The sequence below is a fragment of the Pseudomonas sivasensis genome (assembly GCF_013778505.1).
Taxonomy (GTDB): Bacteria; Pseudomonadota; Gammaproteobacteria; order Pseudomonadales; family Pseudomonadaceae; genus Aquipseudomonas; species Aquipseudomonas sivasensis.
This window is the reverse complement of sequence record NZ_JAAOWU010000002.1, coordinates 325998-342268: the sequence shown is the minus strand read 5'-3', so window position 1 is coordinate 342268 and position 16271 is coordinate 325998. Positions and strand designations below refer to the sequence as shown.

17 protein-coding genes are annotated in these 16271 nt (G+C 58.9%); 14 read left to right on the top strand and 3 right to left on the bottom strand.

The window, feature by feature from the left end; translation table 11 throughout:
• Nucleotides 1-55: 55 nt before the first annotated feature.
• Nucleotides 56-253: a hypothetical protein gene (locus G9Q84_RS05140; RefSeq protein WP_143521203.1), complete on the bottom strand. Its 198-nt coding sequence runs from the start codon at nt 251-253 to the stop codon at nt 56-58.
• Here G9Q84_RS05140 and ssuE point away from each other — a divergent pair.
• The 6 genes from ssuE to G9Q84_RS05110 all read left to right on the top strand — a co-directional run bounded on the left by ssuE (nt 252) and on the right by G9Q84_RS05110 (nt 4925).
• Nucleotides 252-845, top strand: a complete 594-nt coding sequence (gene ssuE, locus G9Q84_RS05135; protein WP_032884253.1) for an NADPH-dependent FMN reductase — start codon at nt 252-254, stop codon at nt 843-845. The genes G9Q84_RS05140 and ssuE overlap by 2 nt on opposite strands.
• Nucleotides 846-937: 92 nt before the next feature.
• Nucleotides 938-1906, top strand: coding sequence for a sulfonate ABC transporter substrate-binding protein (locus tag G9Q84_RS05130; protein WP_032884251.1), 969 nt, complete (start codon nt 938-940; stop codon nt 1904-1906).
• A gap of 25 nt (nt 1907-1931) precedes the next feature.
• Nucleotides 1932-3080 (top strand): FMNH2-dependent alkanesulfonate monooxygenase, encoded by a 1149-nt coding sequence (gene ssuD, locus G9Q84_RS05125; protein ID WP_003176786.1) that lies wholly within the window; start codon nt 1932-1934, stop codon nt 3078-3080.
• A gap of 9 nt (nt 3081-3089) precedes the next feature.
• A complete protein-coding gene (ssuC, locus tag G9Q84_RS05120; RefSeq protein ID WP_032884249.1) occupies nt 3090-3878 on the top strand; it encodes an aliphatic sulfonate ABC transporter permease SsuC in 789 nt (262 codons plus the stop codon).
• Nucleotides 3875-4681: an aliphatic sulfonates ABC transporter ATP-binding protein gene (gene ssuB / locus G9Q84_RS05115; RefSeq protein ID WP_032884247.1), complete on the top strand. Its 807-nt coding sequence runs from the start codon at nt 3875-3877 to the stop codon at nt 4679-4681. Before ssuC ends, ssuB begins: the two co-directional genes overlap by 4 nt.
• Before the next feature lie 28 nt (nt 4682-4709).
• Complete coding sequence (locus tag G9Q84_RS05110; protein ID WP_003176783.1) at nt 4710-4925, top strand: TOBE domain-containing protein; 216 nt, start codon at nt 4710-4712, stop codon at nt 4923-4925.
• Between the two features lie 128 nt (nt 4926-5053).
• Here G9Q84_RS05110 and G9Q84_RS05105 read toward each other — a convergent pair whose 3' ends face one another.
• Nucleotides 5054-5683, bottom strand: a complete 630-nt coding sequence (locus G9Q84_RS05105) for a TetR/AcrR family transcriptional regulator (protein ID WP_032884245.1) — start codon at nt 5681-5683, stop codon at nt 5054-5056.
• A 220-nt stretch (nt 5684-5903) separates the two neighbouring features.
• Nucleotides 5904-7280: a glutamine synthetase family protein gene (locus G9Q84_RS05100; protein ID WP_003213894.1), complete on the bottom strand. Its 1377-nt coding sequence runs from the start codon at nt 7278-7280 to the stop codon at nt 5904-5906.
• Nucleotides 7281-7558: 278 nt separating this feature from the next.
• On the opposite strand from G9Q84_RS05100, the gene G9Q84_RS05095 reads away from it, so the two are divergent.
• The 8 genes from G9Q84_RS05095 to G9Q84_RS05060 all read left to right on the top strand — a co-directional run bounded on the left by G9Q84_RS05095 (nt 7559) and on the right by G9Q84_RS05060 (nt 16247).
• Entirely contained in the window at nt 7559-7798 is a 240-nt protein-coding gene (locus G9Q84_RS05095; protein WP_032884242.1) for a hypothetical protein, read from the top strand.
• Between the two features lie 80 nt (nt 7799-7878).
• Nucleotides 7879-9237, top strand: coding sequence for a glutamine synthetase family protein (locus G9Q84_RS05090; protein ID WP_032884240.1), 1359 nt, complete (start codon nt 7879-7881; stop codon nt 9235-9237).
• A gap of 58 nt (nt 9238-9295) precedes the next feature.
• Complete coding sequence (locus tag G9Q84_RS05085; protein WP_181642983.1) at nt 9296-10660, top strand: aspartate aminotransferase family protein; 1365 nt, start codon at nt 9296-9298, stop codon at nt 10658-10660.
• Between the two features lie 181 nt (nt 10661-10841).
• A complete protein-coding gene (locus tag G9Q84_RS05080; RefSeq protein ID WP_032884518.1) occupies nt 10842-11936 on the top strand; it encodes a polyamine ABC transporter substrate-binding protein in 1095 nt (364 codons plus the stop codon).
• Between the two features lie 208 nt (nt 11937-12144).
• Nucleotides 12145-13239 (top strand): polyamine ABC transporter substrate-binding protein, encoded by a 1095-nt coding sequence (locus G9Q84_RS05075; RefSeq protein WP_032884236.1) that lies wholly within the window; start codon nt 12145-12147, stop codon nt 13237-13239.
• A gap of 67 nt (nt 13240-13306) precedes the next feature.
• A complete protein-coding gene (locus G9Q84_RS05070) occupies nt 13307-14449 on the top strand; it encodes an ABC transporter ATP-binding protein (protein ID WP_003195240.1) in 1143 nt (380 codons plus the stop codon).
• Complete coding sequence (locus tag G9Q84_RS05065) at nt 14446-15366, top strand: ABC transporter permease subunit (protein ID WP_032884234.1); 921 nt, start codon at nt 14446-14448, stop codon at nt 15364-15366. Before G9Q84_RS05070 ends, G9Q84_RS05065 begins: the two co-directional genes overlap by 4 nt.
• On the top strand, nt 15363-16247 hold the full coding sequence (locus G9Q84_RS05060; RefSeq protein ID WP_032884233.1) for an ABC transporter permease subunit: 885 nt from the start codon (nt 15363-15365) through the stop codon (nt 16245-16247). The genes G9Q84_RS05065 and G9Q84_RS05060 overlap by 4 nt, the downstream gene beginning before the upstream one ends.
• Nucleotides 16248-16271 lie beyond the last annotated feature (24 nt).

Genomic DNA, 16271 nt, shown 5'->3' with positions numbered 1-16271 from the left:
CCGTAATCGGGAGCAAGCCACCACATTTTGACTGCATTTCAAGTTGCAAACCGAATCACATAGCAGGGGTTTTCAGGCCGTTTTTACGGCCTTTTTTTTCGCCTGGCGGTTTACGAACTACATATGCATTTAAAGAATAAACAAATGAAAAAATAAGATTTATAGATATATAAATCTGCTGATAAGGTCTGTCACATATTGGCGCCATCGCCGCACAGCGAACCGCCGGCACTTGCTCAAGGAATTCCTGCATGTTGGTCGTAACACTTGGAGGCAGTCCCAGCCAGCGTTCCCGCTCCGGGGTCTTGCTGGAAAAAACCCGTCAATGGTTGCAAGACAAAGGCGTTGAAGTGGTGAGTTATCAGGTACGGGACTTCCCGGCCGAAGACTTGCTGCACGCGCGCTTCGATAGCCCCAAGGTCATCGACTTGCTGCAACAGGTGGCTAATGCAGATGGCCTGGTGATCGCCACGCCGGTGTACAAGGCTTCGTTCTCGGGTGCGCTGAAAACCGTGCTCGACCTGCTGCCCGAACGCGCCCTGGCCCACAAGATCGTATTGCCGATGGCAACCGGCGGCAGCATCGCCCATATGTTGGCGGTGGACTACGCGCTCAAGCCAGTGTTGTCGGCGTTGAAAGCCCAGGAATTGCTCCACGGCATTTTTGCCGAAGATAGCCAGATTGCTTACGCCGAAGGCAGCGCCCAGGCGCAACTGGTGCCGGTGCTTGAACACCGTTTGCATGAGGCTTTGGAAACGCTCTACAGCGCCATGGCCCGCCGCCCTAAACCGCTGGACCCCCATGTGTTGAATGACCGTTTGTTGACTGCTCGCTGGAGCATCTGAGCCTCACCCTTTAAGAAACACTCACCTTACTCAGCCGCTAACGGCCAAGCAGGTGCAGCCAAAACCCTAATCGCATATTTGGAGAGAGCGCCATGCGCACTGTCATCTTGCGTCGTGGTCTGGTCGCACTGTTTGCTGCGGCTGTGTCCTTCGGCGCCATCGTTCAAGCTCAAGCCGCCGAGACACTGCGGATCGGCTATCAGAAATACGGCACGTTGGTGCTGCTCAAAGCCAAGGGCACCCTGGAAAAGCGTCTGGCCGCCCAGGGCGTGCAGGTGCAATGGACCGAGTTTCCCGGTGGTCCGCAACTGCTTGAAGGCCTGAACGTGGGCTCCATCGACTTCGGCGTTACCGGCGAAACCCCGCCGGTGTTCGCCCAGGCCGCCGGTGCCGATCTTCTCTACGTGGCCTACGAGCCGCCAGCGCCCACCAGTGAAGCGATCCTGGTACCGAAAGACTCGACGATCAAATCGGTGGCCGAGCTCAAGGGCAAGAAAATCGTGCTCAACAAAGGCTCCAACGTGCACTACCTGCTGGTACGTGCCCTGGAAGACGCTGGCCTCAAATACACCGACGTACAAACCGTGTTCCTGCCGCCCGCCGATGCCCGCGCCGCGTTCGAGCGTGGCAGCGTAGACGCCTGGGTGATCTGGGACCCGTACCAAGCTGCCGCCGAGAAACAATTGCAAGCCCGCACCCTGCGTGACGGCACCGGCATCGCCGACAACCATCAGTTCTACCTGGCGACCAAGCCCTACGCCGAGCAGCACCCTGAAGTGGTCAAGGCACTGATTGAAGAAGTGCGCGCCGTGGGCGAGTGGTCCAAGGCCAACCCCCAGGAAGTGACTGAACAAGTCGCGCCACTGCTCGGCCTGCCGGCGGATATCACCCTGACTTCGGTGAAACGCCAAGGCTACGGCGCGCTGTTCCTGACCCCTGAAGTGGTCGCCGCCCAGCAAAAGATCGCCGACAGCTTCTACCAACTCAAATTGATCCCCAAACCCTTGAGCATCAAGGACGTGATCTGGACGCCACCCGCCGCTGTGGCCAAAGCGCCGTAATTCGACTTCTTCAGGAGACAACTCCATGAGCCTCAATATTTTCTGGTTCCTGCCTACCCACGGTGACGGCCATTACCTTGGCACCGCCGAAGGCGCTCGCGCCGTTGATCACGGTTACCTGCAGCAAGTGGCCCAGGCCGCTGACCGCTTGGGATTCGGCGGGGTGCTGATCCCCACTGGTCGCTCCTGCGAAGACTCGTGGCTGGTGGCCGCCTCGCTGATCCCGGTGACCCAGCGTTTGAAATTCCTTGTCGCGTTGCGCCCCGGGATCATTTCCCCGACGGTGGCGGCGCGTCAGGCCGCGACCTTGGATCGACTGTCCGGCGGCCGTGCGTTATTCAACCTGGTGACCGGTGGTGACCCGGAAGAGCTGGCCGGTGATGGCTTGTTCCTCAGTCACGAAGAGCGCTACCAGGCTTCGGTGGAATTCACCCGCATCTGGCGCCGCGTGCTGGAAGGCGAAACCGTGGATTACGACGGCGAGCACATCAGCGTCAAAGGCGCCAAGTTGCTCTACCCGCCGATCCAGCAACCGCGTCCGCCGCTGTACTTTGGCGGTTCCTCCGAAGCGGCCCAGGACCTGGCAGCCGAACAGGTGGAGATGGTGCTGACCTGGGGCGAGCCACCGGCCGCAGTCGCCGAGAAAATCGAACAGGTACGGGCCAAGGCCGCGAAACTCGGGCGCACCGTGCGCTTCGGCATTCGCCTGCATGTGATCGTGCGCGAAACCAACGATGAGGCCTGGAAAGCCGCCGACAAACTGATCTCCCACTTGGACGACGACACCATCGCCCGTGCCCAGGCTTCCTTGGCGCGCTTCGATTCCGTCGGCCAGCAGCGCATGGCTGCCTTGCATGGCGGCAACCGCGACAACCTCGAAGTCAGCCCCAACCTGTGGGCCGGTGTCGGCCTGGTGCGTGGCGGTGCGGGCACCGCGCTGGTGGGCGATGGCCCAACCGTTGCGGCGCGGGTCAAGGAGTACGCTGCGCTTGGCATCGACACCTTTATCTTCTCCGGTTATCCGCACCTGGAAGAGTCGTATCGGGTGGCTGAACTGCTGTTTCCGCACTTGGACATCGAACGTCCCGAACTGCCGAAAAGCGCCGGTTACGTCAGCCCGTTCGGTGAAATGGTCGCCAACGACATCCTTCCCAAAGCTGCGTCACAGAGCTGAGGCGGCGTTATGAACTTTGAAAAATTGAGCCATCGCGTAGCGCCTTGGGTGCTGCCGATTCTATTACTGGCGGTGTGGCAGTTGTCGGTGTCGGCGGGCTGGTTGTCGACGCGCATTCTGCCGGCGCCCAGTGCGGTGATTGAAGCCGGTGTTCACTTGGTGGCCAGCGGCGAAATCTGGACGCACTTGGCCATCAGTGGCTGGCGCGCCGGCCTGGGCTTTGTGATCGGTGGCAGCATCGGCCTGGCGCTGGGCTTTATCACCGGTTTGTCGAAATGGGGCGAGCGCCTGCTGGACAGCTCGGTGCAGATGATCCGCAACGTGCCGCACCTGGCGCTGATTCCGCTGGTGATCCTGTGGTTCGGGATTGACGAGACCGCGAAGATTTTCCTGGTCGCCCTCGGCACGTTGTTCCCGATCTACCTGAACACCTATCACGGCATCCGCAACGTCGACCCGGCGCTGGTGGAAATGTCGCGCAGCTACGGTTTGTCCGGTTTCAGCCTGTTCTGGCAAGTGATCCTGCCGGGTGCGCTGCCCTCGATTTTGGTGGGCGTGCGCTTTGCTCTGGGCTTTATGTGGTTGACGCTGATCGTTGCGGAAACCATCTCCGCCAGCTCGGGCATCGGCTATCTGGCAATGAACGCCCGTGAATTCCTGCAAACCGACGTGGTGGTACTGGCCATCGTGATGTACGCGATCCTCGGCAAACTCGCCGATCTGGCCGCGCGCGGTCTGGAGCGGGTTTGGTTGCGCTGGCACCCGGCGTATCAAGTGAATAAAGGGGGTGCGGCATGACAGCTCAACAACCTCCGCGCCTGCTGAAGGGAATTCCTCTGGCGGTGCGCAAATTGCGCAAATCTTTCGGCGCACGGGAAGTGCTCAAAGAGATTGATCTGCACATTCCGGCGGGTCAGTTCGTGGCCGTGGTCGGCCGCAGCGGTTGCGGCAAAAGTACCTTGCTGCGCCTGCTGGCCGGCCTGGACAAAGCCAGCGGCGGCGAGTTGCTGGCCGGTTCTGCGCCGCTGAGCGAAGCGATTGAAGACACGCGGTTGATGTTCCAGGAAGCACGTTTGCTGCCGTGGAAAAAGATCATCGACAACGTGGGTCTGGGGCTCACCGGCAACTGGCGCCCTAAAGCGCTGGAGGCGTTGGAAGCGGTCGGCCTGGCCGAGCGTGCCAATGAATGGCCGGCGGCTCTGTCGGGAGGCCAGAAGCAACGTGTCGCCCTGGCGCGTGCGCTGATCCACCAACCGCGCCTGCTGCTGCTTGATGAACCGTTGGGGGCTCTGGATGCCCTGACTCGCATCGAGATGCAGCAACTGATCGAAAACCTTTGGCAGAAGCACGGCTTCACTGTGTTGCTGGTGACCCATGACGTCAGCGAAGCGGTGGCGATTGCCGACCGGGTGATCCTGATCGAAGACGGCGAGATCGGCCTCGATCTGATCGTTGATCTTCCACGTCCGCGTGCCCGTGGCTCACACCGCCTGGCCGCACTGGAAGCTGAAGTGCTCAACCGTGTGCTGTCGCTGCCCGGTACACCGCCGGAACCCGAACCTGTTTCACCGCTGCCTACGCAATTGCGTTGGGCTCAATAACTCACTTGTCCCGCGAAGGAAGAACACCATGACTATTAAAGCTATCAACGTGCGTAACCAGTTCAAAGGCACCATCAAGGAAATCGTAGTCGGCGACGTGCTGTCGGAAATCGACGTGCAGACCGCGTCCGGTATCGTCACTTCCGTGATCACTACTCGCTCGGTCAAAGAGCTGGAGCTGGTGATCGGCAGCGAAGTGATTGCCTTCGTGAAGTCGACTGAGGTGTCGATCGCCAAGTTGTGATCACTTGGACCGCTATCGGGAGCAAGCCCCCCTCCCACATTTTGAATGTGTTCACAGATCAATATGTGGGAGGGGCGGTGCGACGATTCGACTTGCCCCCGATGAGGCCCGCCCAGCCAACCCAGGGTTCAGCGCTTAGGCAGATACGCCGGTAAATACAGCCCCACATACGCATCAAACACACGCATCCCTTCCTCGGCCATCCGCGGCGTAATCAGCCCATGCTGATGCACCGAGCGCGCGTAGACGCGATCACTCAGTTCCAACGCCAGCGCAAACACATCCACATCAGTCGGCAAGGTCGGCACTTCGAAGTGACGGCTGAACACCGCCAGCATCAAATCCCCTAATTCCAGATCATGCTGACGATCCGCCTGGGTTACTTCGGTCAGCCCGTGCTGGGCCAGGATCAATTGGCGCGCGGCGGCGTCGTTGCTGTAGATGGTGAGCATGCGCTGCTCGACCACGTAGGACAGGTCCCGCCAGTGCTTGAGTGAGTCATGGTCGATGGGGGCCTGGATGGCCGCGCGGAATGCTGCGTGGACGTCAGCGGTTAATGCTTCCAGCAACGCGGGCACACTGGCGAAAAAGTGATACACCGACGACGGCGGAATCTGCGCGCGCTCGGCCACGCTGTAGATCGACAGGCCGGCCACGCCTTCGGCGGCCAGCAAGGTGCGGGCGGCGTCGAGAATCGCGTCGATCCGCGCCTGGCTGCGTGCGCGGGGTTTGCGAGGGGCGGCGGGGCGGGTGGTCATGGAAGTCTCCTACAAGGCAGCGGGCATTGTATGAGTAGGAGTCTGTGTTGTCTTCCAGGCCGCCATCGGGAGCAAGCCGCCTCCCACACTTTGATCTGTGAACATTCAAATGTGGGAGGGGGCTTGCCCCCGATGAGGCTGGCTCGGTCTTCTGGAAGAAACCCAAAAAAAACGCCGCAGACCATAAGGTCTGCGGCGCTCTTTTTTCTGCAGCCGTCGTTTAGACGGTATGCAGGTACCAGTTGTACTCAAGGTCGGAGATGGAGTGTTCGAACTCTTCCAGCTCACTTTCCTTACAGGCGACGAAGATATCGATGTATTTAGGGTCGATGTACTTGGCCATCACCTCGCTGTCGTCCAACTCGCGCAGGGCATCGCGCAGGTTGTTCGGCAGGCTCTGCTCGTTCTGCTCGTAGCTGTTGCCTTCCACGGGTGCGCCCGGTTCGATCTTGTTGGTCAGACCGTGGTGCACGCCTGCCAGGACCGAAGCCATCAACAGGTAAGGGTTGGCGTCGGCGCCGGCTACACGGTGCTCGATACGTACGGCGTCGGACGAGCCGGTCGGTACGCGAATCGCCACGGTGCGGTTATCCAGGCCCCAGCACGGCGAGTTCGGCACGTAGAACTGTGCGCCGAAACGACGGTAGGAGTTAACGTTAGGGCACAGGAACGCCATTTGGGCGGGTAGGGTCTCCAGCACACCGCCGATCGCGTGACGCAATGCGGCGTTCTGCTCGGGATCCTCGCTGGCAAAGATGTTCTTGCCGTCTTTGTCCAGAATCGAAATGTGTACGTGCAGCCCGTTGCCTGCCTGGCCTGGGTAAGGCTTGGCCATGAAGGTGGTGTCCATCTCATGGTCGTAGGCGATGTTCTTGATCAAGCGCTTGAGCAGTACAGCGTAATCGCACGCTTTGATCGGGTCGGCGACGTGGTGCAGGTTCACTTCGAACTGCGCCGGGGCACTTTCCTTGACGATGGCGTCAGCCGGGATACCTTGCTCTTTGGCACCTTCCAGGATGTCCTGGAGGCAGTCGACGTATTCGTCGAGGTCGTCGATCAGGTAGACCTGTGTCGAGTGCGGGCGTTTGCCGGAGATCGGCGAGCGGGGCGGTTGCGGGCGGCCGTTCACGTTCTCCTGGTCGATCAGGTAGAACTCAAGCTCGAAGGCAGCGCAGATGGTCAGACCGAGGTCGTCAAATTTGCTTACAACTTGGCGGAGCACTTCGCGTGGATCGGCGAAGAAAGGTTCACCTTCAAGTTCGTGCATGGTCATCAGCAATTGCGCGGTAGGGCGCTTTTGCCAAGGTTCATTGCACAGGGTGTCGGGGATTGGATAACAGATTCGGTCAGCATCACCGATGTCCAGACCCAGGCCGGTGCTTTCCACCGTCGAGCCGTTGATATCCAGGGCAAATAAAGAGGCAGGCAGGTTAATGCCCTTCTCGTAAACCTTGTGGAGGCTGGTGCGTTCGATGCGCTTACCGCGCACCACACCATTCATATCCGCAATTAGAAGGTCTACGTACAGAACCTCAGGATGATCCTTAAGGAACGCGTTCGCTTCGTTAAGCTGAACGGCACGCGGGGGTACCGACATGATGCAACACCTTTGTTGTTAAAAATATCAATCATTGATCTTTTCTGGTTTCAGTCAACCCGAACGGCATGCCGAAGTCAAGCGAGGCCTTTTTTGCCCTAAAAAAGCGCCGTGAAGGCATTTTTGGGGCTTTTTGGGGCGGTTTTTTGCATTTGATTCGCTTGGGACTCGCAGGCTTGAGCGGGCCGTGTTGTATTTTTTACGGGGGTGTTGTGTAAAAAAATGAACAAGGCTAAGCTCGATTCAAACCCATAACAGCAATAATACCGGGGTGCTTCATGTTTCACCTGCCGCCGCTCGGCGTCTCTGCCTGCTCCAGCCAGGCGTTGTCCGCAGTTCGTTCGCCCCGCGTGAATGTCCCTGCACCGGCCAATATTCTTGACGGCCAGTCCGACCTCTTCTTTGCCACCTCAACTGCCTCTGACCGGCTCCCGTCCACGGAACCGATCATGATTCTGCACGACTTTGGCGTGAGGAATGCAACGCTGCAGCAAATGGCAGGTAAGCTCCTACCCTGAATGAACAAAACGACGCGGATGCTGCGTCAACCAACGCCTGGCCTTTAATGGATGCCAGGAAACCCAGCCCAGAGGCATTTATGAGTAACAACCTCGACCAGCTCACCGATTGGTTGAAAGACCACAAGATCACAGAAGTCGAATGCATGATTGGCGACCTCACCGGCATCACCCGGGGCAAGATCTCGCCGACCAACAAGTTCATCGCCGAAAAAGGCATGCGCCTGCCCGAGAGCGTTCTGCTCCAGACCGTGACCGGCGACTATGTCGAAGACGACATCTATTACGAATTGCTCGACCCGGCCGATATCGACATGATCTGCCGCCCCGACCAGAACGCGGTATTCCTGGTGCCTTGGGCCATCGAGCCCACCGCCCAGGTGATCCACGATACCTACGACAAGCAAGGCAACCCGATCGAGCTGTCGCCGCGCAACGTGCTCAAGAAAGTCCTCAAGCTCTACGCCGACAAAGGCTGGCAGCCCATCGTGGCGCCGGAGATGGAGTTCTACCTGACCAAACGCTGCGAAGACCCTGACTTCCCGCTGCAACCGCCGATTGGCCGTTCCGGGCGCCCGGAGACCGGTCGTCAGTCCTTCTCTATAGAAGCCGCCAACGAATTCGACCCGCTGTTCGAAGACGTCTACGACTGGTGCGAACTGCAAGAGCTGGACCTCGACACGCTGATCCACGAAGACGGTACCGCGCAGATGGAAATCAATTTCCGTCACGGCGATGCGCTGTCCCTGGCTGACCAGATCCTAGTGTTCAAACGCACGATGCGTGAAGCAGCGCTCAAGCACAACGTGGCGGCCACCTTTATGGCCAAGCCGATGACCGGCGAGCCCGGCAGCGCGATGCACCTGCACCAGAGCATCATCGACATCGCGACTGGCAAGAACGTCTTCTCCAATGAAGACGGGAGCATGAGCCAGCTCTTCCTCAACCACATTGGCGGCCTGCAGAAATTCATCCCTGAATTGCTGCCGCTGTTTGCTCCCAACGTGAACTCGTTCCGCCGTTTCCTGCCCGACACCTCGGCGCCGGTCAACGTGGAATGGGGCGAAGAAAACCGCACCGTCGGCCTGCGCGTACCGGATGCCGGCCCGCAGAACCGCCGCGTAGAAAACCGCCTGCCGGGGGCCGACGCCAACCCTTATCTGGCGATTGCCGCCAGTTTGCTGTGCGGCTACATCGGCATGGTCGAAGGCCATAACCCGAGCGCACCGGTGGTAGGTCGTGGTTACGAACGACGCAACCTGCGTCTGCCGTTGACCATCGAAGACGCCCTGGAACGCATGGAAAACAGCAAGACCATCGAGAAATACCTGGGTCAGAAATTCATCACAGGCTACGTCGCGGTCAAGCGGGCCGAGCATGAAAACTTCAAGCGCGTGATCAGTTCGTGGGAGCGGGAATTCCTGCTCTTCGCCGTCTGATGCGCCGGGCGCACGGGGTAACCCGCGCGCCCTTAACTGAAAAGTCTAGGAGATTGGTATGTCCAGCAACAACCCGCAAACCCGTGAATGGCAAGCCTTGAGCAACGATCACCACCTGGCGCCGTTCAGCGACTTCAAGCAATTGAAAGAGAAAGGCCCACGGATTATCACCAAAGCCCACGGCGTTTACCTGTGGGACAGCGAAGGCAACAAGATCCTCGACGGCATGGCCGGCCTGTGGTGCGTGGCGATCGGTTATGGTCGCGATGAACTGGCTGACGCCGCCGCCAAGCAAATGAAAGAACTGCCGTACTACAACCTGTTCTTCCAGACCGCTCACCCGCCGGTGCTGGAGCTGGCCAAGGCCATTTCCGACATCGCACCCGCCGGCATGAACCACGTGTTCTTCACCGGTTCCGGCTCCGAAGGCAACGACACCATGTTGCGCATGGTCCGCCACTACTGGGCGATCAAAGGCCAGCCGAACAAGAAAACCATCATCAGCCGCAAGAACGGCTACCACGGCTCCACCGTGGCCGGCGCGAGCCTGGGTGGCATGACTTATATGCACGAACAGGGCGACTTGCCGATCCCGGGCATCACCCACATCGCCCAGCCGTACTGGTTCGGTGAAGGTAGCGACATGAGCCCCGAAGAGTTCGGGATCTGGGCCGCCAACCAGTTGGAAGAGAAGATCCTCGAATTGGGCGTGGACACCGTCGGTGCCTTTATTGCCGAGCCGATCCAGGGTGCCGGTGGCGTGATCGTCCCGCCCGCCACTTACTGGCCGCGCATCAAGGAAATCCTCGCTAAATACGACATCTTGTTTGTGGCCGACGAAGTAATCTGCGGGTTTGGCCGTACCGGTGAGTGGTTCGGTAGCGATTTCTACGACCTCAAGCCAGACATGATGACCATCGCCAAGGGCCTGACCTCGGGTTACATCCCTATGGGCGGCCTGATCGTGCGCGACGAAGTGGTCGAGGTGCTGAACGAAGGCGGTGATTTCAACCACGGGTTTACCTACTCCGGTCACCCGGTGGCCGCAGCGGTGGCCCTGGAAAACATCCGCATCATGCGTGATGAAAAAATCATCGAGCAGGTCAACAGCGAAACGGCACCCTATTTGCAGCGTCGTCTGCGCGAGCTCAATGATCACCCGTTGGTGGGCGAAGTTCGCGGAGTGGGTCTGTTGGGCGCCATTGAGCTGGTGCAGGACAAGGCCACGCGCAAGCGTTATGAAGGCAAAGGCGTGGGCATGATTTGCCGCAACTTCTGTTTCAACAATGGCCTGATCATGCGCGCCGTGGGCGACACCATGATCATTTCCCCGCCACTGGTGATCAGCAAGGCTGAGATCGACGAGTTGGTGACCAAGGCGCGCAAGTGCCTGGATCTGACTTTGGCGGCATTGCAGGGCTAAGTGCTAGGCTCAGTGCGCAGAGCACTGGGCAGTTATAAATGTAGGGGCTTTGGTTGAAAGCCCGCCCCTGAACTTGCCAGACTGTCGCCCTGTTTTGTTGCCCTCTGGAAGGGCCGCAGAACATGAAAAAACGTGGCCCAAAAAAGAAAAATTGGAGCATCACCAAATGAAGGCATTAGGTTTGAAGAACGCTGGCAAGACCCTCCTCGCCTTGTCCCTGATGGGCGCAATGGCGGGCGCGGCCCAGGCAGACGATAAGGTGCTGCACGTCTACAACTGGTCCGACTACATTGCACCGGACACCATCGCCAACTTTGAAAAAGAGTCGGGCATTAAAGTGGTGTACGACGTTTTTGACAGCAACGAAACCCTGGAAGCCAAGTTGCTGGCAGGCAAGTCCGGTTACGACATCGTCGTGCCGTCGAACAACTTCCTCGCCAAGCAGATCAAGGCCGGTGTCTACCAGGAGCTGGACACGTCCAAGCTGTCCAACTACAGCAACCTGAACAAGTCCCTGCTTAAAGCCGTGTCGGTCAGCGACCCGGACAACAAGCACGCCTTCCCGTACATGTGGGGTTCGATCGGCATCGGCTACAACCCGGAGAAGGTCAAGGCTGCGCTGGGCGTGGACAAGATCGACTCGTGGGACATCCTGCTCAAGCCTGAGAACATCGCCAAGCTCAAAAGCTGCGGCGTGAGCTTCCTCGATTCGCCGACCGAAATGCTGCCAATCGCGCTGCATTACCTGGGCCTGCCGACCGACAGCCAGAAGAAAGAGGACCTCAAGCAAGCCGAAGCGCTCTTCCTGAAGATCCGTCCTTCGATCGGCTACTTCCACTCCTCCAAGTACATCTCGGACCTGGCCAACGGCAACATCTGCGTGGCCGTGGGTTACTCGGGTGACATCCAGCAGGCTAAATCCCGCGCGGCTGAAGCCGGTGGCAAAGTGAAAGTTGCCTACGACATTCCGAAAGAAGGCGCTGGTAGCTTCTTCGACATGGTCGCCATCCCTAAAGATGCCGAAAACGTCGACGCCGCTTACAAGTTCATGAACTACCTGCTCAAGCCGGAAGTCATGGCGTCGATCACCAACAGCGTGCGTTTCCCGAACGGTAACGAGAAGGCCACCGCACTGGTCGACAAAGACATCACCAGCGATCCGGGCATCTACCCGCCAGCCGATGTGCAAGCCAAGCTCTACGCCATTGCTGACTTGCCAGCCGCAACTCAGCGTGAAATGACGCGCAGCTGGACCAAGATCAAATCGGGCAAGTAAGCCTTAAAACCTGTGGAAGGGGGCTTGCCCCCGATGGCGTTGTATCAGAAACACATGCGCAAGCTGACACACCGCCATCGGGGGTAAACCACCTCCCGCACATTAAATGACAGAAAGTTTTGCCGGATCGGTTTATCGAGGGTAAGTTGCGCGCCGGTTTTGTTGCCGGGCAACAACTTCAGGCCCAACTATTTAAGAGGACCTCCACTTGCCAATTTCTTTATTTCGCAAAGCCATGCTGGTGGGCGCAGGTGTCACGCTGGCTGTCAGCGTGCAGGCCGCATCGACGGTGCATATTTATAACTGGTCGGACTATATCGGTACCGACACCCTGGCCAACTTCGAAAAGGCCACCGGCATCAAGCCCGTGTATGACGTGTTTGATTCCAACGAAACCCTGGAAGGCAAGTTGCTGGCCGGACGTACCGGCTACGACGTAGTCGTGCCGTCCAACCACTTCCTCGGTAAGCAGATCAAGGCTGGGGCGTTTCAGAAACTCGACAAATCGCTGCTGACGAATTACGCAAATCTTGACCCGGCCTTGCTCAAACGCCTGGAAAAGAACGACCCAGGCAACCAGTACGCCGTGCCGTACCTCTGGGGTACCAACGGCATCGGTTACAACGTCGACAAAGTGAAGGAAGTGTTGGGCGTCGACAAGATCGACTCCTGGGCTGTGCTGTTCGAGCCGGAAAACATGAAGAAGCTGGCCACCTGCGGTGTGTCGTTCATGGACTCGGCAGATGAAATGCTGCCGGCGGTGCTCAACTACATGGGCCTGGACCCTAACAGCACCAACCCTGAAGACTACAAAAAGGCCGAAGAAAAGCTGCTTAAAGTACGGCCCTACGTGACCTACTTCCATTCGTCCAAATACATCTCGGACCTGGCCAACGGCAACATCTGTGTGGCGGCCGGTTTCTCTGGCGATGTGTTCCAGGCCAAAGCCCGTGCGGCTGAGGCAGGCAAGGGCGTGAACATCGCCTACGCGATTCCAAAAGAAGGCGGCAACCTGTGGTTTGACGTGCTGGCGATCCCCAAGGACGCCACCAACGTTAAACAGGCCCACGCCTACATCAACTATTTGCTGCAACCTGAGGTGATCGCCCAGGTCAGTGATTACGTCGGTTACGCCAACCCTAACCCAGGGGCGGACAAACTGATGGAGCAATCGATACGCACCGACGAAGCGGTTTACCCACCGCAGGCGGTTCTCGATAGGACATTCGTCAACTTCGAGCTACCCCCGAAAGTGCAACGTTTAATGACCCGTAGCTGGACCAAGGTCAAGACGGGCAAGTAAGGCTCAAATTATCCAAGGGTCGTCCGTATTGGGCGCTCTGCACTCTTTTTTTCTGGGAGTTTCGTAAATGGCAGTTGCCTCCGGCGCCTACAAGAAAGCCCTCGAAGGGGACCAGACACCGAAGAAGGTGTTGGTCAAAATCGACCGGGTCACGAAGAAGTTCGACGAGACGATTGCCGTGGACGATGTGTCCCTGGAAATCAAGAAAGGCGAGATCTTCGCCTTGCTCGGCGGTTCGGGTTCGGGCAAATCCACGCTGCTGCGCATGCTCGCAGGTTTCGAACGCCCGACCGAGGGTCGCATCTACCTCGACGGTGTGGACATCACCGACATGCCGCCGTACGAGCGGCCGATTAACATGATGTTCCAGTCCTATGCCCTGTTCCCGCACATGACCGTGGCGCAGAACATCGCCTTCGGCCTGCAACAGGACAAGATCCCCAAGGCCGAAGTCGACGCCCGCGTAGCCGAAATGCTCAAGCTGGTGCAGATGAGCCAGTACGCCAAACGCAAGCCGCACCAGTTGTCCGGCGGCCAGCGTCAGCGTGTGGCCCTGGCCCGCTCCCTGGCCAAGCGCCCGAAACTGCTGCTGCTCGATGAGCCCATGGGCGCCCTCGACAAGAAACTGCGTTCGCAGATGCAACTGGAGTTGGTGGAGATCATCGAGCGCGTCGGCGTGACCTGCGTGATGGTGACCCACGACCAGGAAGAGGCCATGACCATGGCCGAGCGCATCGCAATCATGCACTTGGGCTGGATCGCACAGATCGGCAGCCCGATCGATATCTACGAAACCCCTACCAGCCGCCTGGTGTGCGAGTTCATCGGCAACGTCAATATTTTCGACACCCAAGTGGTGGACGACGCCGAAGGCCACGCCGTGCTCAAGTGCCCGGACTTGGACCGCGACATCTACGTGGGCTACGGCATCGCCACCTCGGTGGAAGACAAGTCGGTGACCTACGCCATCCGCCCGGAAAAACTGCTGGTCACCACCGAAATGCCGACCTGCGAGCACAACTGGTCCAGCGGCAAGGTGCACGACATCGCTTACCTGGGCGGCCACTCGGTGTTCTACGTGGAACTGCCGAGCGGCAAGCTGGTGCAGTCCTTCGTCGCCAACGCCGAGCGCCGTGGTCAGCGGCCGACCTGGGGTGATCAGGTTTACGTGTGGTGGGAAGACGACAGCGGCGTGGTACTTCGCTCATGAACACAAAAAAGCTCAAGCGGCGCTTGAACCGCCTCGTCCCGAGCGGCAAGCAGGTGGTCATCGGGATTCCGTTCCTGTGGCTGTTCCTGTTTTTTGCCCTGCCGTTTTTCATCGTCCTGAAAATCAGCTTTGCCGAAGCCGACGTGGCAATCCCGCCGTACACCGAGATCTACACTTACGTTGAGCAAAAGCTGCAAGTGGTGCTGAACCTGGCCAACTACAGCTTGTTGGCAGGTGATGAGCTGTATATCGCTGCGTACCTGGGCTCGCTGAAGATGGCGTTCTTCAGCACGCTGCTGTGCCTGCTGATCGGCTATCCGATGGCGTATGCCATTGCCACTGCGCGCAAAGAGATGCAGACCGTGCTGGTGCTGCTGATCATGATGCCGACCTGGACCGCGATCCTGATCCGCGTGTATGCGTGGATGGGCATCCTCAGCAATAACGGCTTGCTCAATGGTTTCCTGATGTCCATGGGGCTGATCAACGAACCATTGCAGATCCTCAACACCAACATCGCGGTGTACATCGGCGTGGTCTATTCGTACCTGCCGTTCATGATCCTGCCGCTGTACGCCAACTTGGTGAAGCACGATCAGAGCCTGCTGGAAGCCGCATCCGACTTGGGTTCGAGCACCTTCAACAGCTTCTGGAAAATCACCGTGCCGCTGTCCAAGAACGGCATCATCGCCGGCTGCATGCTGGTGTTTATCCCGGTGGTGGGCGAGTTCGTGATTCCGGAACTGCTGGGCGGCCCGGAAACCCTGATGATCGGTAAAGTGTTGTGGCAAGAGTTCTTCAACAACCGTGACTGGCCGGTGGCGTCTGCCCTGGCGGTAGTGATGCTGGCGATCCTGATCGTGCCCATCATTCTGTTTAACCGCAGCCAAGCCAAAGAGATGGAGGGCAAGATATGAAGCGCGTCAGTTTCTCAAGCTTCATGCTGGTGGCGGGGTTGTTGTTCATCTACCTGCCGATGTTGATCCTGGTGATCTACTCGTTCAACGAATCCAAGCTGGTAACGGTGTGGGGCGGTTGGTCGATCAAGTGGTACGTGGGCCTGCTGGACAACACCCAGTTGATGGGCTCGGTGGCACGTTCCCTGGAAATCGCCTGCTACACGGCGGTGGCCGCTGTTGCGCTGGGTACGTTGGCGGCGTTTGTGCTGACGCGCATCAGCCAGTTCAAGGGCCGCACGTTGTTCGGCGGCCTGGTGACCGCGCCGTTGGTGATGCCGGAAGTGATCACCGGTCTGTCGCTGTTGCTGCTGTTCGTGGCTATGGCGCAGATGATCGGTTGGCCCCAGGAACGTGGCATCGTCACCATCTGGATCGCCCACACCACGTTCTGTGCGGCGTATGTGGCGGTGGTGGTGTCGGCGCGTTTGCGTGAGCTGGACCTGTCGATTGAAGAGGCGGCCATGGACCTCGGCGCGCGGCCTTGGAAGGTGTTCTTCCTGATCACCATCCCGATGATCGCGCCATCGTTGGCGGCAGGCGGCATGATGTCGTTTGCGCTGTCCCTGGATGACCTGGTACTTGCCAGCTTCGTCTCGGGCCCGGGTTCGACGACGTTGCCGATGGAGGTGTTCTCGGCGGTGCGTCTTGGGGTTAAACCTGAGATCAACGCCGTCGCCAGCCTGATTCTGTTGGCGGTGTCGTTGGTGACCTTCCTGGTGTGGTTCTTCAGCCGTCGTGCCGAAGAGATGCGCAAGAAGGCCATCCAGCAAGCCATCGAAGAAGCCGCTGCCGATGGTTGGCAGCAGCCGGACAGGCGTCGGGCTCCAGCGCCGGTCTAAAGGCCTGCGCGGTCCAAATGTGGG